Below are 18,674 nucleotides of genomic sequence, written 5' to 3'. Positions count from 1 at the left end.
TCATCATGCGTCAACTCCTTGTCATCAACCCCAATACCGGATTGGTCACTACCCAGCGACTGCAACATTGGATCGATGGTTTGGTTCCTGACGATACACGGGTGGAATGCATCACAGCGCGTTTTGGCGCACCTTATATTGCATGCGAAGCCAGTCATGCAGTCGCAGGACATGCATTGATAGACGCATGGGCAAACCATATGCAAGAAACGCCACAGCAACCTGATGGCATTCTCATCGCTTGCTTTGGTGACCCTGGTTTGTTTGCGCTGCGTGAGGTCAGCGCTTGCCCAGTGAGTGGTTTGGCAGAAGCTTCATTTATTCAAGCGGCACAATCTGGCCCGTTTGCCATCGTCACGGGTGGAGAACGTTGGCAGCCCATGTTGCAGCGACTGGCAGGTAATTTAGGTTTTGAGCAGCTGTTAACTCACATTGAAATCGTTAAGCAAGATGGTGCGACATTATTGGCAAACCGCGAACTGGCTTTGCAAGTGCTTTCTCAAGCGTGTTTACGTGCTGCTGACAGCGGTGCACAGTCGATTATTTTGGGCGGGGCTGGGCTGGCTGGCTATGCCCGTGAATTGCAATCGCAGTGCCGGCTGCCATTGATTGACAGTGTCAGCGCTGGTCTGGACTTATTCCTTGGCAATCGAATGCCTGCGGCACCAACTGCAAAAAATCAATTTCATACGGATTGGCAATCTTTGCCAGACTACATGAATAAACGTTGATATCTCGGGCGGAGTTTCAAGCCAGTAAATCAGACAAACTGCGTGCGACTACCTTGGTGGCTTTGCGCAGATCTTCCAACACGATATGCTCATCTGCTCGTTTGGCGTGCGACTCCAGCACAGTGCGCGGACCTGCGCCGTAGATGACTCCGGGAATACCGCGCTCTACGTACAAACGTACATCGGTGTACAGCGGTGTGCCTAGCGCAGGTATGGGTTCTCCGAACACTTCTGAACCGTGTTTTTGCAAAGCGCTGACCAGTGGTTGGTTCCCAGGCAAGGGTTTCATGGCGTTGGCCATGAGCATGCGCCGAATATCAATGTGTATAGCGTGATCAGCATCACGCGTTGCGTTGTAATCGCTGACCGCGTTGGCCAGTACGTCACGGATATTCGCTTCGACTTCTGCGGGGTTTTCCTCTGGAATCATGCGTCTGTCGAGTTTGAACATGACCTTACCCGGAATCACATTGGTGTTGGTACCACCTTCAATCAAACCCACATTCAAATAGGGATGGCTAATGCCTTCAACTTTGGATTGAATCCGTTTGTAAAGGCTATTTTGCGCGTACAAAGCATTGAGCAATGCCACGGCAGCTTGCAATGCATCCACGCCACTGTCAGGAATGGCGGCGTGCGCCATGCGACCGTGCACCGTGACTTCCATTTGAAGGCAGCCATTGTGAGCGGTCACCACTTGATAACTGAATCCTGCCGCCATCATCAAATCGGGTTTGGTATGTCCGTTGGCCAGCAGCCAACCGGGGCCGAGCTCGCCGCCGAACTCTTCGTCATACGTGAAATGCAATTCCACCGAGCCCTTGGTAGGCTTGGCTACTGCTTCGATTGCACGCAGCGCAAATGTGAACGTGGAAAAATCGCATTTACTGACGGCTGACGCGCGTCCATACAGCTTGCCATCCACAATGTCAGCGCCGTAGGGATCCTGGGTCCAACCCTCGCCAGGTGGTACCACATCACCATGGGCATTCAGCGCAATCACCCGACCTTCGCCATAGCGTCTTCGCACAATCAAATTGGTGATGGATGACAACCCATGTTCATGCACAAGCGCGGTGGGAATTTCAAACTGTTCTGCTGGCAAGCCCATGGTGTGAAGCAATTCAGCGGTACGCAATGCGTGCGGGGTGTTGTTTCCAGGGGGTGTATCGGTAGGCACACGGACGAGTTCTTGTAAAAACTTCACTTGTTCGTCAAAGTGCGCGTCAATCCATTCGTCTATTTTTTCGTAGGTATTCATTCGTGTTGTCTTTGTTGTCAGCTGTGTTCGATGAAAGGGTGTGTCGCTTGCCAATGCCGTGCAATATCTATGCGCTTGCAGACCCACACGTCGGCGTGTTTTTCGATATGGTCTAAAAATTTTTGCAAGGCGAGCATGCGCCCAGGCCTACCTAGCAGTCTGCAATGCATGCCTATGCTCATCATCTTGGGTGAATCGGCACCCTCGGCATACAACACATCAAAGCTGTCGCGCAGGTAGACAAAAAAATCCTCAGCCTGTGAATATCCTTGCGGCAACGCAAAGCGCATGTCGTTCACATCCAGTGTGTACGGCACGACCAAGTGAGGCGCTACGCTGCCATCACTTTTTTTGACCTTCATCCAAAAAGGCAAATCGTCTCCGTAGTAGTCACTGTCGTATTCGAAGCCGCCATGGTCTAACAGTAAGCGTCGTGTATTGGGACTGTCTCGTCCGGTGTACCAACCAGTTGGCGCTTTACCAGTCAATTCTCTGATGATATTGATGCCGGTTTGCATGTGCAGTCGTTCGGTGGCTTCATCGATTTGCTGGTAGTTGATCCAGCGCCAGCCGTGACAAGCGATTTCGTGACCAAGTTCGACGAAGGCTTGGGTCAATTCTGGGTGGCGTTGTAGCGCCATGCCAACGCCGAATACCGTAAGCGGCAGGCCGCGTTTTTCAAATTCACGCAGAATTCGCCATACGCCCACGCGAGAGCCGTATTCGTAAATGCCTTCCATCGTCAGGTGACGTTCGGCGAAACTGGGCGGGTTAAACATTTCCGATAAAAATTGTTCTGAGCCGATGTCGCCGTGCAATGTTGCGTTCTCGCCGCCTTCTTCGTAATTAAGGACAAATTGCAAGGCAACGCGCGCTTGACCCGGCCAATTTGCATGCGGTGGGTTGCGACCGTAGCCTACCAAGTCACGGGGATAGGGGAGGGTGGAGTCGTAAGTCATACCAAATCGTAACCTATCAAAGTGGTTGCTTCACTCTTTGGAATGCTCTTGTGCCTGCCGCTGTTTGGCGCGAAGCGGCGTGCCCATGACATAAATAACCAAGCCCAACGGCAGCACACCATACAAAAAAAATGTCATGATGGCACCCAACACACTGCCGTTACTGGCCGTGGCTTCCACCACCGACATCAGCGTGACAACAAACATCCAAGCAATGGCTACGATATACATGATGAATATTCAGAGCGAGTTAGAAAACACCAAACCCACAAGGGTAGAGTCGGCAAGCAGGTTGATCATACGCAGTCTGCCTTTGCTGCTATCTGTGTTGAGTGCATGTGCACCACTCAAGGACATACACGCCTGCAACCAACTGGCCTATAGTCAGGCGCCGCCCGTCTACGACAACCGTCACTTCTTCGGTAACAACAGGTGTTTTGGCGGTATGCAGGCAGGCACAGGTAAATCACCGGGGGTTGTCGGTCTGCCTTCCAACCCCTTTTTGTGCGACATGTTCATGGAGGACAACGATACAAATGTGTTCGCCCGTCGCGCCATATTTGATGCTTGCATGAAGGGAGAGGCAGCGACCAATTTGCCGCCCATCAGCCCACCGACACATTGAGCTAATGCGCTTTGATAACTCAAGCGCCTCGTCGCAACATCAAAGCCGAGCGCTTGCAAGAAGCCACCAACACATCGTGCTGGTTATAGCCACGGTGCTCAAAAATCACAATGCCATTTTGCGGCCTCGATTTACTGTCGCGTAATTCCATCACTTCAGTTTGCACATGTACCGTATCGCCATGAAACAGCGGTTTTGGGAATCGAACCTCGTCCCATCCAAGATTGGCCACCGTGGTGCCTAGCGTGGTGTCGCCGACCGACACGCCCACAATCAAGCCTAGCGTGAACACGCTATTGACAATGCGCTGTCCGTACTCGGTGTGGTTTTTGCAATACTCTTCGTCCAGGTGCAACGCAGCAGGGTTGTGCGTGAGTGCGGAAAACATGATGTTGTCCATCTCAGACACAGTTCGGCGAATGGCGTGATTGAACGTTTGACCGATAAAAAATTCTTCGAAATAAAGACCAGCCATGTCAGTTCCTGTTCTTGGTTGCGAGCAGACGCAAAGCTTGCGTCAAATGCGGTTTGTCAATCATTTTGCCGTCGAGTTGAACAGCACCTGCGCCACCTGCCTGCGTAAACGCATCGACGATCTGCTGTGCGTGTTGCAATTCTTCGGGCGTAGCGGTAAAGCCCGCGTTGATGATGGCAACTTGATCGGGGTGTATGGCCAACTTACCGCTGAAGCCTTGGCGTCGAGCGCGTTGCACATCGGCTTTTAAACCATCATCGTTGCGAAAATCTACATTCAAAGTGTCAATCGCTTGTACACCGGCATGGGCTGAGGCCAACAGGCACAAGGACCGTGCCAGCACAAAAGTATCGTCAAATTCTCCATTGTCTTTTTTGTTGGTGGTGGCACCTATGTCTGTCGCCAAGTCTTCTGCGCCCCAAGTCAAACCAGCCAGTCGCGCAGAGCATCCTGCATAGCTCTGCAGTTCAAACAGTGCGCCAGCCAATTCGGTGGCCACCGGTAATATCCGTGTGCTTCCCACTGCAATACCTTCGCGTTGCTCGAGTGCACTTAAAAAATGGTCTAACTGCTGCACATCGCTGGCATTCAATGGCTTAGGCAACACGATGCCATCAGGCTTTCCTGGCATCACAGCCACGAGGTCCGGCAGTGACAACGTTGTATTCAAAGGATTGATACGTACCCAGACTTGTTGGTCTTTGCGTTCATGGTTTGATAAATATTCCAGCACCAAGCCACGAGCCAAGGGCAAGCGGTCTTGCGACACCGCATCTTCTAAATCCAGCAGCAGTGCATCTGCACCGGTGCTTGCAGCCTTGGCCATTTTTTTTTCGCTGTCGCCTGGCACGAACAGCAGTGATCTGAGCGTCATGGGGTTGTCTTTCTCGTTACATAAAGCATGCTATCAAACTGGGCTGAGTCTGGTTACGGAAATATATTTATAAAAAACTGCCAACAAAATGGGGTTTAGAAAAACCAAATCAATTAGTTGGCACATGAACGACAATAAAGGGTTTATTTCTTCAAAACAACTATGTTTTACCAAGGCGCCATATGAAATCCAACCCCACTGAAGCAATTTTGCCCGCGATTGACGGGACTGAGTTGCGCCGTTGTCTGGGTACGTTCGTGACTGGGGTAACCGTGATGACAACGCTCGGTGCAGATGGTCGCCCTGAGGGGATCACCGCTAACTCATTCAGTTCTCTGTCACTGGACCCACCGTTAATTGTTTGGAGTTTGCGCTTGGAGTCGGGCAGTTTTCATACGTTCAAAAACGCTTCCCGATTTGCAGTCAATATATTGGCGCAGGACCAGGTGTCGATATCTAACCGTTTTGCTGCTAAGGGAGTCAAAAGTTTTGCTGATGTGCCACACACGCCCGGTCTGGGAGGTATCCCCTTGATAGATGGTTGTGCCTCGTACCTTGAATGCAGCTTAGAGGCAACTTATCCTGGGGGAGATCATGAGTTATTCGTGGCAAGAGTTGATCGCATACGCATCAACGACAGGCCGCCACTGGCTTATGGCAATGGGGGCTATATGGGAGTCAAGGTATTGGATATGAATTAGGCAAGATACTTTTGTCCAATTGAAAAATACAAACAGAGTACTTTGACGCCTTGGTGGATATTCATATTGATGAAATAACCCATAGTGATTGCATGGGACGACAAGGGAAATAAGTCACCGAAATTATTTCAGCCAGTGCGGATCGGGTAGTTGTCCGAACACCTGACGCAGGCCTTGACTCCAGCTTGTGCGTAAATCTCTGAAATACACATCTTCTGCATTGATGCGGTGTCGCTTTGTCACGCGCAAATCGTTGGTTTTGACCATGGCAACATCAATGGGCAGACCCACAGACAAATTACTTTTAATCGTTGAGTCGAAAGACACCAACGCGCATTTGATGGCTTGAGACATACTGATCGTAGGTTGTATGACGCGGTCCAATATCGGTTTGCCATATTTGCTCTCGCCGATTTGGAAAAACGGTGTGTCTACGGTGGACTCGATGAAATTACCTTGCGGATAGACCATGAACAATCGAGGTGCTTCGCCTTTGACTTGGCCGCCAACTAAAAATGTGGCGGTGAAATCCACATCGCTTTGCTCAGGGGCTTCGTTCATGGTTGTATGAATTGTTTTTCGCAATTCACGACCCACCAATTCAGCAACACTGAACATAGAAGTATGCGCGGTCAAAGGTTTGTCTTCATCCATAGCGTGCTGCTTGCAGCGACTGATGACTTGTTGCGTGGTGGCAAGGTTTCCACTGTTGAGCATGACGACGACGCCTTCACCTACAGACTCAATCACAGTCATTTTGCAAAAGGTTGACACGTGATCCACACCTGCATTGGTGCGAGAGTCTGAAGCGAATACCAGTCCTTCATCGAGAACCATCCCCACACAGTAAGTCATGATTTGCCTTATTGCTGATCTGAATGTCCAGATTCTACTTTTGCATAGCTGTGCATGATTTCGTTGCCGCCTCCTATGCGCATACCCCTTACCGGGCTGGCGTCTTCGTAGTCTAGTCCCTGAGCCAGACGAATATGTCCTTGGTCGGCATCGGTAGAGTTGCTGACGTCATAGCCAATCCATCGGTTGCCAACCCAAGCCTCTGCCCATGCATGGCTGGCGACTTGTTCGTTGTGTGCCGAGTGTAGATACCCGCTGACATAACGTGCAGGTATACCTAAATATCGCGCGCACGCAAGAAACACATGCGTATGGTCCTGACATACGCCTTTGCCCTTGGCAAATGATTGGGCCGCGGTGTCACCCACGTGAGTGATACCGGTTTCGTAGGGCATGCGCTCCAGCAAAGCCAGCATCACATCGTGCAAACCCATGTAAGGTCGCGATTTAACCGTGGCTTTGAAGGGTGATATAAATGAATGAATAGCTGCATCAACTTTAGTTAAGGCCGTGTGCCGGAGAAACACCATAGGCGGCATCACGCCCTCAGGTTCGCCTTGGTCAGTCTCAAGCAATTCAACCGTGCCGCGTGATCGCAGCACAATATCTTGTGTTGCATTTTCCAGAACCAAACTGTGACATGAGTTGCCAAATGCATCGGTCCATGCAGTGGCTTTGCCGGGTAAATCCAGTTGCCAGTTCACGATGCGTTGGCGATGGGTTTTGGGTGGCGTCATGCGAAGCATTTGAATGCTGCGTCTCACGGGTTGTTCGTAACGGTAACTGGTCTCATGGAAGACATGGAGTTTCATGCGATGGACTCCAAGTAATCAGTTTGCACAGCTTCGGCCAACGCAATATTGTCTTTCACAAAAGTTTCCAAGTAATTTTCCAAACCACAGTCATATACCTCTGACAGACTGCCAAAGCGCAAATTGCTCAGTAAATTGGCGCAGCGCTTACGCGCCTCGCGACCGGTCTGCTGCGGCAACTGATTCAATATGTACGCGGTTTCGTCCAGACAAAAATGCAAGGAACGAGGTACACGAGAATTGAAAATCAGCAACTCGGAAACACGGTCTGCATCAATCGCGTCGCGGTAGGTATCGCGATACGCTTCTAATGCACTGACAGAGCGAAGCACAGCGCCTAAGCGGTAGTAATCATCTACCAAGTCGTTACTCTCGGCTTGCTCTACTTGCGTTTTTACACTCAGGATGCGTGCGGTGTTGTCAGCGCGTTCCAAGTAAGTGCCCAGGCGTATGAAGTGATAAGGTTGGTCGCGCTGTATGGTGGCAAAGGTAACGCCACGAAACAAATGTGATCGTTGTTTGATCCATTCAAAAAAGCTGGAGTCCACCGCATGGTCCGGCCCTTTGATTTTTTTCTTTCGCGTCAACAGCTCAAGCCAAGTATCGTTAATGCATTCCCACATCTCAACCGTCATGGCGCCTCGCACTGAGCGGGCGTTTTCGCGACATGACTGGATGCAGTTGAATATGGACGAGGGGTGATCCGGATCCCATGCCAAAAACTGCGCTACTTGGTCTGATCGTAATGACCTGCCTGTGGCTTCAAATGCGCTCAGCGTGTCTGTAATGACCAGGGGCTCACTGACAGTATCAGGCGTAGCGCGACTGCTGTCAGAGCTAGACAGTAATGCAAAGGATTGACCCACTTCCAGAATGCGTGCCATGTTTTCAGCGCGTTCCAAATAACGCGACAGCCAATAGAGTTGAGCGGCAACACGCGATAGCATCAGATCGCCTCCTCGTCTTCCAACACCCAAGTGTCTTTTGTGCCACCGCCTTGCGATGAATTGACCACCAGCGAACCTTCGCGCAAAGCCACGCGAGTCAGACCCCCAGGGACTATGCGTGTCTCTTTACCCATTAGCACAAAGGGGCGCAAATCGATATGTCGCGGTGCGATACCTTGGTCTACAAATATGGGGCAGGCTGACAAACTGAGAGTGGGTTGTGCAATGTAGTTCTCAGGATGTGCTTTGAGACGTTTGGCGAATTGGTCGATTTCAGATTTACTCGCTGTGGGACCCACCAGCATGCCGTAGCCCCCTGCGCCGTGAACTTCTTTGACCACCAGTTGCGACAAATTTGCCAGCACATGGGACAACTCGTCAGGCTTGCGACACTGCCAAGTTTGTACATTGTTCAATATCGGTGTTTCGTCCAGATAAAAGCGAATCATGTCTGGCACATAGGGATAAATCGATTTATCGTCAGCCACACCTGTACCCAATGCATTGGCGATGACTACATTGCCCTGGCGGTAAACCGATGCCAAACCAGGCACACCAATGAGTGAATCCGGCTCGAAACTCAGCGGATCCATGTACACATCATCGACGCGCCGGTAGATAACGTCGACTTGCTGTGGCCCTTCGGTTGTTTGCATATACACATGGCCTTGGCGCACAAACAAATCTGACCCTTCGACCAACTCGATACCCATTTGTTTGGCTAAAAAAGCATGTTCGAAATAAGCGCTGTTGAATCTCCCTGGCGTATGAAGAACCACCGTGGGTTGGTCTACCCAACTTGCAGAACGCAAGGTCTGTAATAAAAGTGCTGGGTAATGTTCAACGGGACGCACTGTGTAGCGGCGGAACAGATCAGGGAACAAACGCATCATCAGAAGTCGGTTGCTCAGCATGTAAGACACGCCCGATGGCACCCGTAAGTTGTCTTCTAAAACATAAAAATCACCATCCGAATGTCGCACGATATCTACGCCGGCTATGTGCGCATAAATTTGATGTGGTAAGTCCAGGCCGTACATGAGGGGCATATATTGGGCGTTCGCCAATATGTGCTCAGTGGGAATCAGACCAGATTTCAAGATACGCTGCTCGTGGTAGACATCATGCAAAAACATATTGATGGCTTTGACGCGTTGCACCAGACCTTTTTCCAAGTGCCCCCATTCTTTGCCATGGATGATGCGCGGTATCAGGTCAGAGGGGATCAAACGTTCAGTACCGCCATCATCGCCGTTCAAAGAAAATGTGATGCCAGTGCGACGGAAAATCAAGTCAGCTTCAGTTTGTTTGACTTGGACAGTATCAGAAGACACGCCTTTGAGCCAAGCATCAAATGCTTCATAGTGTGGACGGGCGAAACCTTCTTCATCGCTCATCTCATTGAATATGTGACTATTCATTTGATTCCCATTTCACGGTCTGATGGATATAGCAAAAGCATGGTTCATGCCCGTCAAGGTTTGGAAAATATTCTCTTAAAACTTGATTCTTGTCTCTCAGATGCACCTTGAGCGTACGAATTGCACCGAATGAGTGCGTCTGCTGCACCTAGGAGCAGATTGATACATGGCTAAAGGTGGAGCGTTTACAAGAGTTTTATGAGAAAAGAGTCAACCACCATTATTGTGTACTTTAGGATAGTATTTTAGATTAGCCATAATCTAAGTAATCAGTAGAATCACACGGCTTGACTTAGGTCAAGCTTGGTGTGCCTTTTTGATCTTTTCACAATGACAAGTATGAATTGAGGTTGTTGCATGCGGGTCATCGCTTGGTTTAAGCGCTTATTTTCCAAACGGGCAAGTCGACCTGAGAATTTATCTATAGAGATAGATTCGATTATTGAAAAATTTCATTTGGTCAAAGAGGCCAAACGACTTGCCGAGATGGGGTTGCCGTCTTTTCATGAAAAAAAACCCACTCAAAAAGAACTAGAAGTTGTTGAGCATTTAAATCTTCTTCGCGAAGTCATTCAACAAAATTACATACGTCAGTCCGAGGACATCAACGCACGCGTCGTAGGCATTGAATTGAGTTACAAGTCTTTGCAGTCCGATGCTTTGAATGCAGAGTTTGAGCGACAAACACGCAAGTTGATGGACGAGGAGGGCGCATGGCTGAAAAAGCTCGCCTACAACGCCATGGTCAGGTTCAAAGAGTTGGAAATATTCAAGAAGAACAATGGCTTGGAGCGTGAGGCCAACTTCCCCAGCCCCTCTGGCTTGATGCTGCGTTATTCCGTGCTGGTGTTCTTAATCGGTGTCGAAGGAATATTGAATGCCAATTTTTTTGCTGAAGGTCTGAGCTCAGGTTTGATTGGTGGCTTCATTTACGCTGCGTTGCTCGCAGGCATCAACGTGCTGGGTTGTTTCTTCCTAGGTAAATTTGCGGTTCCTTGGGTTGTCAGTAAGCCAGTTGCCGGAAAAATATTCGGTTCGTTTTCTATTGTGTTTGCAGCTTGCTTCATGTTTTTTGTCGCTATGTCCATCGGTCACATTCGCGAACAGTTGATGGCTGCATCCGTTGCGCCAACACGTGATGCCTGGGAAATGATGCAAAACCACTTCTTCGGTTTGAGCGACTTGGTATCTTGGTTTTTAGTGGCTATGTCACTCGGATTTGGTATTGCTGCTCTTTTTGATGGCTTATCTATTGATGACACCTATCCTGGCTACGGCGCCATGGTCAGGCGTTGTAACCAGGCAAGAGATGAATTTGAGGCTGAATTCGAAGAGGTCAGAGAGGAATTGGAAGAATTGAAGCAGGAGAAACTTGACTTGATCAACCAAGGCTTTAAAACTTTGCACGACTTATCAGCCTTATTGCGAAAAATCATGCTTGAGAAGGAAGCCGTGCACCGTGAATGCACAGACAAAATCAACCAGACTGAAGTGGTGTTGTATGCGGTCATCCGAAAATTCCGGATTGAAAATGAAGTGGCCCGTGAAGATGGATTGCGTCCCAGTTACTTTGATACCTTACCCTCTCTTTCACCGATCAATTTGCCACGTATAGAAAACGAAAAAGAAAATAACTTGATTGCGAGTTTGGAAAAAGACATACGGTTGTATGAGAATTCCGTGAACGAACAGCGTGAAAAAGTTTATACCTTGTACGAACAGTACATCTCACGTTTGAATCATTTGAAATACCATTGAGATTTGTTTCATGGCGCGCCAAACTAAATTGCAAAAAAGAAGAGCCAGAAACAATATTTTGTTCAGTCTATTGTTCTTTGCGCTGGTCATGGTAACTGTGGCAGCGGCTGTCTGGTGGAACTCGCAACGCAAACCGGGCTTGGATCCTGTCACCTACTGTCCATTAGAAGGACCCCAGGGCCAACGGGTGGTACTGATTGATCGTACAGACCCATTCAACCTTGCCCAAAAAACCTCACTGGATATTTTTATCAAGCAATTGGTTGAATCAACCCCGTCTGGTCAATTGCTGTCGGTGTATGTGCTTGGGGATGATTTTCAGGCAAACACCAAGCCCTTGTTCGAGTTGTGCAACCCTGGTGACGGTCACGAAAAAAGCCAGTTGACTGACAATGTCAAAGCCCTTAAGCAGCAGTATCTCAAGCATTTCATCGAACCTATGTTGTCAGTGACTGAGGGCATGATGAGTGCAGCTTCTGCCAAAGAGTCGCCCATTTTGGAAATGCTTCAACTTGTCAACCTGAACTCCATACAAAAACACAATATCAAAGGTGACATCACGCTGTATATTCTTTCTGACATGCTGCAAAACAGCAAGGCACTGAATATGTACGGAAAACAAGTTTCGTTTGAAACATACGAGTCAAGTTATGCGGCAACCAAATTGTTTGTGAATTTCAGTAACATCAAAGTAGAAGTGCATCTTGTCAATAGCAGTCCACGGTCATTAAATCCTGTGGTGCTTGATTTTTGGAAGGCTTATTTTGACAAAGCTGGCGTCAAAGATATTACCTTCCATGCGTTAGCAGGCTGACAGATGAAAGATCTGTACGCTGTATTGGGCTTATTACATACAGCCGAAAACGAAGTCATCAAAGCCGCCTACAAAGCGTTGGCACAAAAATACCATCCCGACAAGCATCCGGACAAAAAGGTATTGTTTACTGAAATCATGACTGAACTTAACCATGCACACGCTGTGCTTGGTAATATTAAAAAACGCAAAGACTGGGATGCATCCTGGAAAAAATATACAGATAAGCAAACCGGCAATGTGGAGCCTGAGGCAGACAACCATAAGAACGAAAACAAGCCGCAGTCCAAACCTAAAGTATCCAAACATGACACAGTCTTATCAAATATCGCCAGCAATAAAGTTGATGAATTTCAAATGATTCATTTGTACGAAGAACTGTTTGGTAACAGTTTGACTGTCCAGCACGGTTGGACCAATCACTATGTGCACAAGGTCGATGGCAAGGAAATTCGCTACAGCTTCACTGAATTGAAGCAATTAATTATTGACAAATTAAACTCCAGTTAGGTGGTGAATATGGAATATCCTTTTGAGAAATACCGATCCAGCAACAAAGACAAAGAACTCTTTCATCAATTGTTGCCAAACGTCAGTGCTGCCATGCCTGAGTATTTCAGAGCGCTTTCTGTGGCCTATCAAAGTATTGAGCAAAAAAATATGTTCAATCAACCGCAAGGCGTTCGACAAACCACGGGATTGACCAGTTCGTTGAATTTGCTGCTGATCGCCATGGTCAATGACCGGGTAATCGGAGTGAATGATGGGTTGACCAAGTTCATAGATACCTTGCGAATTCTGGTATTGAAATGGTATTCTTTTGGCAATGAGTTGAAGTCCTGCTTGTATTTTGGTTATTACTATTACACCCATAAAAGCAGTTCCGAGCATGAAGTCAAACAGCAAATCGAAGCCATTCGGTTTGTGGTGGATGAAAGCGCCCGAACTTCAGAGGACCCGCGTATTCTTGATTTGTTGGCAGCGCCAAATTCCAACCACTGGTACGGCGGTGAAAACCTGATCGGCGATAAATTACGCAACATCATCGTGCAAAAAGGAGATTTTGCTCGCGTTGATTTACCGCGCCCTGGGTTTCAAATCAGCTTTAAAGCTTCCCAGATGTATGACTTAAGGGCACCAGTCGCGCTAACCGACCTACAACTGGAAAGACCTCTCGTCACTGGAGAAAAGGCCATCGTCAGTTGTCCCAAGTGTTTACAAAAATGCCGCATCAGCATGTTCAAGCGCATGGAAATCACATGCCCCAAATGTAAACAAGTTTGGACGCAATCAGCCTGAAGTTTTTCAACAGACGTGGTGGTTTAAGTCGCCGCAAAGGCGCGACGGCGAGCATGTGCTGCGACACCCTCGGTATCTAAAACCGATTGAATCGGGGCGGTAGCGATACTTAAAGCCTGCCTAACCCAGAATTTTTCGGCTTCACAAGCCAGCGGTTTACCTAGCATCTGCAAGGCCCAGTCCGGCAGTATGTGAAATGAAGCTTGAATCACCAGATGCATGAATGGTTTGTCCCAAATATCTACAGGGTAGTTTTCAATCACTTGCAAGATTTCCCGCGTTCGAGCATTGCACACCAGTTCTGGTATGAACTCTTGCAATGCCAGTGCATTGCCTTGCGCTGTGCTTGGTAATTGTTCGGCGCCGAGTAATTCACCAACCAAAGTCATTTCTTTGGTGTAAGCATCAGCCTCAGTTGAACTCAGGGGCTGCGTTGAAAGTAATTGGTAGCCATTCAAAAAACTGGTCACCTCGCCCAGATGAACCCAGCGAAGAAGAGCCGGTTCATTTGCCACATAAGGACTTGCATCCGGCATGAAACCCTTCACCTGAGCATGAATTTGGTTAACACGTTCAATGGCTTGTATAGCCTCATTTTTTGCGCCATAAGTAGTGATCGCAACAAAATAAGCGGTTCTGCCCAAACGGCCTTTGAGGTTATGCCTGAAGTTTGAGTGATCCCAGACGGCAGCAAGGGCACGAGGATGTAATGATTGCATCATCAAAGAGGATAGACCACCTACCATCATGCCTACAAAATGCGCATGTACCCGCCATGCCATGGAGGATGGACCAAACAGACCAGGGTCTCCAGCAGGTTGTGCAAATGCATCTGGGGAGCTGGTTGAACCGGTCAGCTGTTTGATGCGCCAACCAATCAGTTCTCGCAAAGGCCCAGGTATCCAAAGTGGGGGCAACTTTTGAAGAAAGCTGTTTGCCAAAGGCGCCATTCGAGCTGAATAATCGCGCCGCATTGTCAGCGTTTGGCGATTAATTTCTGTACTTCACGCAGTTCGGCAAGAACTGTGCGCAACTCTTCTTGTATCGCGTCGAATTGCGCATGGTCTTTTTGATTTTGTTCTTTATCTGCGGTGATGGAGTCCACAATCACTGCGATGAATAAGTTGAAAATGATGAAGGTAGCAATCAGAATGAATAAGATGAAGAATATCCACGCATACGGGAAAACTTCCATCACTGGTCTGGCAATTTCTTGAGACCAACCTTCCAACGTCATCACCTGAAAAAGTGTGTAGGCACTCAACCCCATGTTACCGAACCAGTCAGGAAATTGATGCTGAAACAAATTTGTGGCAATAACCGCAGCCACATAAAAAATAATAATAATTAAACCAAATACAGAGCCTAAACCAGGCAGTGAACTCAACAAGCCACTGACCACCTTTCGCATACTGTCGACTTTGTTGATCAACCTCAATACCCTCAACACCCGCAACGCACGTAATACAGCAAGCGATCCAGAGGCGGGAATTAATGCAATGCTGACCACAATAAAATCAAACAAGCACCATGGATCAGAAAAATATCTTAATTTGCGTGCCGCAATCAACACCACGATTTCAGCGATGAAAATACCCAAAATAACGTGATCCAACCAGTGCAGTAAATCACCCCATTGGGACATGATGTCTGGGCTGGTCTCCAAGCCTAATATTGCAGCATTCAAAAGAATCAGAAACACCAAGCCATGCTGAACCCAACCATGGCTCATGAACGTTTCGATGTTTATTTGCCAGTTTGTCACTGGTGTATTGAGATTTGTAGTAGTCATGTGTACTGCCATCAGAAAAACAGACAGTACTCTATCTCAATTCACCTGAAAAGCTCAGACAGACATATTGCTTGCTAGGCTGAAAACTGAATTAGGTCCACTGGGCAGTTTGTGAATTTGCAGGGGTTTGAATTTTCTAGGCTCAGCCGTTTGGGTTTTTTGTGGTTCCGCGCCCCATACGTCCTCGGGGATTTGCTCCATCACTTCTTCCATGTTCTTGCTGACCAAGTGATGCTCAAGAAAGTCCTGCATCATCCACTTGATCATGTCTTTGTCAAATTCCTGAGGCTTGAGGAGGCCGGCATTTTTTTGATTGTTATCGAAATCAAATGCGCGAATCACATCAATTAATTTGATATCAAGGGGTTTGCCATTGGAGCAGTAGCCGCCACCTGGTCCGCGGTAAGCGATCAAAAATCCTGCTTTTTTCAACTTCGATAGCAATGACTCTAAGTAGGAAATAGACAAGCCTAAGCGTTTGCTGATGGCCAAGGTGGTTACTGGACCATCTGATTGGTATTTACACACCAGCAAAATGGTGTTGACTGCGTTTCTGGTCAAACTGGAAAACATGTGTTTCTCCCTGACTAAGTTGTATCTGACTGGGTTTATGAAGCGAATAATAGGTTTTGAAAGGGTATGTTGGAAAATAATTGCGTTTTTCGCTATTTTTTCGATAGAATAAGTGAACAAAACCTCTACAAAAGTACAATCATGTCACCTGTAACCCTTTCAGACAGCGCGTTTTCACCACTCTACAGAATAGGCGCAGTTTCTAATCTTTGTGGCGTACCTGTGGCAACCTTGCGTGTATGGGAGCGTCGTTATGGCGTGGTGGAGCCGCCCAAAACGGAGGGCGGTCAGCGTTTGTACAGTGAAAGTGATGTACTTAAACTGACTTTATTGAAAAACTTAACGCAGCAGGGCCATGCCATCAGCAGCATTGGTAACTTAGCCGTGTCTCAACTACAAGCCATGTTGAACGAACACAGAGCCGCCCGATCTATGCAAGTGGATGCGCCTACTATCCCAGCGTCCATCAGCGTTACTGTCGTCGGCTATTCACTTGCCAGTCGTATTGAGACAGAAAAATTCACACAAGTCTTTGGCCAACAATCCACACTAAAAATTAACCATGTATTTTCAGATATCAAACATGCATTGGCCTCCCCATCTACCGAGGCGCCGGATGTATTACTCGTACAAATGGGATCGGTTCAGGTGTCTTTTAAAGAAGATTTACACAAGCTTCGTCAACACTTAGGCGTTCGCCGTTGCGTATTGATTTACCATTTTGCAACTGTGGCTGTATTGCAATTTCTGCATTCATCTGGCGTCATTGCCAGACGTGAGCCCGTATCTGACGTTGATTTGAGCGAGATTATTCAATCCATCGTTTATGTAGACAACAGTTGGACTTTGCCTGTGACCGCTGGCGGCAGTACCATTCCGCCACGCAAATACAGCGACAAGGTGCTCAGGCGAATGGCCGATATTTCGACGAACGTGTTGTGTGAATGCCCTCACCATGTGGCTGACCTGATCAGTATGCTCAACAGTTTTGAAACATACAGCCAAGATTGTTTAAGCAACAGTTCTGAAGATGCCCGCCTGCACAGTTATTTGACTGCGGTGTCGGGAACAGCCCGAGCTATGTTTGAGCAGGCATTGGAACGCATTGCATTGCACGAAAAAATTGATCTTTCGGAGAATTTGGCAGGCACACACTGATGATCTGTTTAAGGCGGTGTCAGCTTCGGTATGGTGACAGGTACTATGGCGCCAGCAGCCAATGACAACGAGGCATCCAAAGCAATATCCGCACTCATTTGTGCCTGGCTTTGGGGTTTGCCTCCGCACTGTGCTGCAATATCGTTGGCCTGTAACTTGTCTGCCGTGTTTAAACCTACATTGGTCACAAACACTGGAACCAAAGCAACAGGGCCTGCCAGCCAAATAAACGAAGGACCGACCCACAGTTTGTTTTTCTGGGTGGTGTCATGTACCCAAGCATTTGCTCTGGCACTTTCACATGCGCTGGAATTGAAAGTGGGGTCATTGTTGTCCAAGCCAGCGATGGTCTTGGCGGAATGGCTTGCACAACCGGTTAAAAATCCAGTTATGACCAACACCACCAAAGCAAAAGAGAATTTCATCTGATACTCACCTGAAATATTCAAGATCCATTATGCCTAGCTTAAAAAATTAAGTCATTAAAGTCGTATATTTACATCATTAATTGAAAGTGTATATTGCCATGACAAGAGTCATCAATTTCAGCTCAGGGCCAGCCACACTACCGGAATCTGTGTTGCAACGTGCTGCGGTTGACATGTTGGATTGGCAAGGTAGCGGTATGTCGGTGATGGAGATGAGCCACCGCGGGCCTGAGTTCACTGAAATTCTCGCGCATACGCAATCGCTGATACGCAGCCTGTTGAGTGTTCCAGATCAATACGCAGTACTTTTGTTGCAAGGCGGTGCTATTGCAGAAAACGCGATTGTGCCTATGAATCTGATAGGCAAAACCGGTCAAGCCGACTATGTGGTCAGTGGCGTGTGGTCGGAAAAATCCATGAAAGAGGCGGCGAAATATGGACAGGTCCATGTGGCCGCTAGCAGTCAAGAGGGCGGTTTTATATCTATGCCCAAACAGTCAATGTGGAATTTATCGACCCAAGCCTCTTATGTGCACATGTGTAGCAATGAAACCATAGGCGGTGTGGAGTGTCACTGGACGCCGCAAACAGGCAGTTTGCCGCTCGTCGCAGACATGTCCTCCAACATCATGTCAGCGCCATTAGACGTGAGTCGGTATGGGCTTATTTATGCCGGCGCCCAGAAAAACATGGGTCCTTCTGGGGTCACACTTGTCCTCGTGCGGCGTGACTTGTTAGGGCACGCTTTGCCTGTCACACCCTCAGCTTTCAATTACCAGATACAAGCTGAGAACGACTCGATGTACAACACGCCACCCACTTATGCCATTTACATCATGGGGCTGGTGTTAAAGCATATTCAAGATCTAGGGGGCGTGTCCGCCATGCAAGTGCACAACCAGGCCAAAGCCGATCTGATGTATGAGTTCTTGGATCACAGCACCATGTTCTATAACCGTGTGGTCCGCGAAGACCGTTCACGAATGAACGTGACTTTCTTTTTAAAAGATGAATCACTGAACGCCACATTTTTGCAAGGAGCAGAAAAAGAAGGCATGGTTCAGTTGCGCGGGCATCGCTCGGCAGGAGGCATGCGCGCCTCGATGTACAACGCCATGCCGCTACAAGGCGTGCACCGTTTGCGAGACTACATGTACAGGTTTGAAAAAGAACACGCTTGAAGCCGTCTCA

22 protein-coding genes are annotated in these 18,674 nt (G+C 48.1%); 9 read left to right on the top strand and 13 right to left on the bottom strand.

The genetic code is table 11. The annotated features are described in order from the left end of the window. The first annotated feature begins 5 nt into the window (after window positions 1-5). Window positions 6-731, top strand: coding sequence for an aspartate/glutamate racemase family protein (locus AC9UG7_RS06020; protein WP_509585573.1), 726 nt, complete (start codon window positions 6-8; stop codon window positions 729-731). A 16-nt stretch (window positions 732-747) separates the two neighbouring features. Here AC9UG7_RS06020 and AC9UG7_RS06015 read toward each other — a convergent pair whose 3' ends face one another. Genes AC9UG7_RS06015 through AC9UG7_RS06005 form a run of 3 tightly spaced genes read right to left on the bottom strand, consistent with a single transcriptional unit; the run spans window position 748 to window position 3,182 of the window. Then, the gene (locus AC9UG7_RS06015) at window positions 748-1,992 is read right to left on the bottom strand and encodes a M20 family metallopeptidase (RefSeq protein WP_509585570.1); all 1,245 of its coding nucleotides are present in this window, start codon (window positions 1,990-1,992) and stop codon (window positions 748-750) included. Window positions 1,993-2,009: 17 nt separating this feature from the next. Further along, complete coding sequence (puuE, locus tag AC9UG7_RS06010; RefSeq protein WP_509585567.1) at window positions 2,010-2,951, bottom strand: allantoinase PuuE; 942 nt, start codon at window positions 2,949-2,951, stop codon at window positions 2,010-2,012. 30 nt (window positions 2,952-2,981) lie between these two features. After that, a complete protein-coding gene (locus tag AC9UG7_RS06005) occupies window positions 2,982-3,182 on the bottom strand; it encodes a hypothetical protein (RefSeq protein ID WP_509585565.1) in 201 nt (66 codons plus the stop codon). Between AC9UG7_RS06005 and AC9UG7_RS06000 the strand changes: the two genes are divergently transcribed. Then, entirely contained in the window at window positions 3,166-3,576 is a 411-nt protein-coding gene (locus AC9UG7_RS06000) for a hypothetical protein (RefSeq protein ID WP_509585563.1), read from the top strand. The genes AC9UG7_RS06005 and AC9UG7_RS06000 overlap by 17 nt on opposite strands. Window positions 3,577-3,595: 19 nt before the next feature. Here the strand turns inward: AC9UG7_RS06000 and AC9UG7_RS05995 are convergent, their stop codons facing one another. Then, window positions 3,596-4,051 carry a MaoC family dehydratase gene (locus AC9UG7_RS05995; protein WP_509585560.1) on the bottom strand — a complete coding sequence of 152 codons (456 nt, stop codon included), beginning with the start codon at window positions 4,049-4,051 and terminating at the stop codon, window positions 3,596-3,598. 1 nt (window position 4,052) lies between these two features. Beyond that, window positions 4,053-4,925 (bottom strand): HpcH/HpaI aldolase/citrate lyase family protein, encoded by an 873-nt coding sequence (locus AC9UG7_RS05990; protein ID WP_509585557.1) that lies wholly within the window; start codon window positions 4,923-4,925, stop codon window positions 4,053-4,055. A 182-nt stretch (window positions 4,926-5,107) separates the two neighbouring features. Here AC9UG7_RS05990 and AC9UG7_RS05985 point away from each other — a divergent pair, with 182 nt between their 5' ends. Then, a complete protein-coding gene (locus AC9UG7_RS05985; RefSeq protein WP_509585554.1) occupies window positions 5,108-5,626 on the top strand; it encodes a flavin reductase family protein in 519 nt (172 codons plus the stop codon). 123 nt (window positions 5,627-5,749) lie between these two features. Here AC9UG7_RS05985 and AC9UG7_RS05980 read toward each other — a convergent pair whose 3' ends face one another. From AC9UG7_RS05980 to AC9UG7_RS05965, 4 genes are read right to left on the bottom strand one after another with little or no spacing between them, the layout of a single operon-like run. Then, complete coding sequence (locus AC9UG7_RS05980; protein WP_509585552.1) at window positions 5,750-6,481, bottom strand: proteasome-type protease; 732 nt, start codon at window positions 6,479-6,481, stop codon at window positions 5,750-5,752. 8 nt (window positions 6,482-6,489) lie between these two features. Further along, on the bottom strand, window positions 6,490-7,293 hold the full coding sequence (locus AC9UG7_RS05975) for a transglutaminase family protein (protein ID WP_509585550.1): 804 nt from the start codon (window positions 7,291-7,293) through the stop codon (window positions 6,490-6,492). Beyond that, a complete protein-coding gene (locus AC9UG7_RS05970; RefSeq protein ID WP_509585547.1) occupies window positions 7,290-8,240 on the bottom strand; it encodes an alpha-E domain-containing protein in 951 nt (316 codons plus the stop codon). The genes AC9UG7_RS05975 and AC9UG7_RS05970 overlap by 4 nt, the downstream gene beginning before the upstream one ends. Next, window positions 8,240-9,661, bottom strand: coding sequence for a circularly permuted type 2 ATP-grasp protein (locus tag AC9UG7_RS05965; protein ID WP_509585544.1), 1,422 nt, complete (start codon window positions 9,659-9,661; stop codon window positions 8,240-8,242). The genes AC9UG7_RS05970 and AC9UG7_RS05965 overlap by 1 nt, the downstream gene beginning before the upstream one ends. Window positions 9,662-10,018: 357 nt before the next feature. Between AC9UG7_RS05965 and AC9UG7_RS05960 the strand changes: the two genes are divergently transcribed. Genes AC9UG7_RS05960 through AC9UG7_RS05945 form a run of 4 tightly spaced genes read left to right on the top strand, consistent with a single transcriptional unit; the run spans window position 10,019 to window position 13,532 of the window. Next, window positions 10,019-11,419: a threonine/serine exporter family protein gene (locus tag AC9UG7_RS05960; RefSeq protein ID WP_509585542.1), complete on the top strand. Its 1,401-nt coding sequence runs from the start codon at window positions 10,019-10,021 to the stop codon at window positions 11,417-11,419. A 10-nt stretch (window positions 11,420-11,429) separates the two neighbouring features. After that, complete coding sequence (locus AC9UG7_RS05955; protein WP_509585539.1) at window positions 11,430-12,233, top strand: hypothetical protein; 804 nt, start codon at window positions 11,430-11,432, stop codon at window positions 12,231-12,233. A gap of 3 nt (window positions 12,234-12,236) precedes the next feature. Then, window positions 12,237-12,743, top strand: coding sequence for a J domain-containing protein (locus tag AC9UG7_RS05950; RefSeq protein WP_509585536.1), 507 nt, complete (start codon window positions 12,237-12,239; stop codon window positions 12,741-12,743). Between the two features lie 9 nt (window positions 12,744-12,752). Next, on the top strand, window positions 12,753-13,532 hold the full coding sequence (locus AC9UG7_RS05945) for a zinc ribbon domain-containing protein (protein ID WP_509585533.1): 780 nt from the start codon (window positions 12,753-12,755) through the stop codon (window positions 13,530-13,532). 23 nt (window positions 13,533-13,555) lie between these two features. Here the strand turns inward: AC9UG7_RS05945 and AC9UG7_RS05940 are convergent, their stop codons facing one another. Genes AC9UG7_RS05940 through AC9UG7_RS05930 form a run of 3 tightly spaced genes read right to left on the bottom strand, consistent with a single transcriptional unit; the run spans window position 13,556 to window position 15,897 of the window. Further along, window positions 13,556-14,482 carry an oxygenase MpaB family protein gene (locus AC9UG7_RS05940; protein WP_509585530.1) on the bottom strand — a complete coding sequence of 309 codons (927 nt, stop codon included), beginning with the start codon at window positions 14,480-14,482 and terminating at the stop codon, window positions 13,556-13,558. A 26-nt stretch (window positions 14,483-14,508) separates the two neighbouring features. Further along, a complete protein-coding gene (locus AC9UG7_RS05935; RefSeq protein WP_509585528.1) occupies window positions 14,509-15,324 on the bottom strand; it encodes an ion transporter in 816 nt (271 codons plus the stop codon). 54 nt (window positions 15,325-15,378) lie between these two features. Continuing rightward, window positions 15,379-15,897, bottom strand: coding sequence for an RrF2 family transcriptional regulator (locus AC9UG7_RS05930; protein WP_509585525.1), 519 nt, complete (start codon window positions 15,895-15,897; stop codon window positions 15,379-15,381). A 141-nt stretch (window positions 15,898-16,038) separates the two neighbouring features. On the opposite strand from AC9UG7_RS05930, the gene AC9UG7_RS05925 reads away from it, so the two are divergent. Continuing rightward, the gene (locus AC9UG7_RS05925) at window positions 16,039-17,055 is read left to right on the top strand and encodes a MerR family transcriptional regulator (RefSeq protein ID WP_509585522.1); all 1,017 of its coding nucleotides are present in this window, start codon (window positions 16,039-16,041) and stop codon (window positions 17,053-17,055) included. An 8-nt stretch (window positions 17,056-17,063) separates the two neighbouring features. On the opposite strand, the gene AC9UG7_RS05920 is transcribed toward AC9UG7_RS05925, so the two are convergent. Further along, window positions 17,064-17,480 carry a hypothetical protein gene (locus AC9UG7_RS05920; RefSeq protein ID WP_509585519.1) on the bottom strand — a complete coding sequence of 139 codons (417 nt, stop codon included), beginning with the start codon at window positions 17,478-17,480 and terminating at the stop codon, window positions 17,064-17,066. A gap of 101 nt (window positions 17,481-17,581) precedes the next feature. Between AC9UG7_RS05920 and serC the strand changes: the two genes are divergently transcribed. Then, complete coding sequence (gene serC, locus AC9UG7_RS05915; RefSeq protein WP_509585516.1) at window positions 17,582-18,664, top strand: 3-phosphoserine/phosphohydroxythreonine transaminase; 1,083 nt, start codon at window positions 17,582-17,584, stop codon at window positions 18,662-18,664. Window positions 18,665-18,674: the final 10 nt, after the last annotated feature.

The sequence above is a fragment of the Limnohabitans sp. genome (assembly GCF_046052765.1).
Classification (GTDB): Bacteria; Pseudomonadota; Gammaproteobacteria; order Burkholderiales; family Burkholderiaceae_C; genus Limnohabitans.
This window is presented reverse-complemented; position numbering and strand designations above follow the sequence as displayed.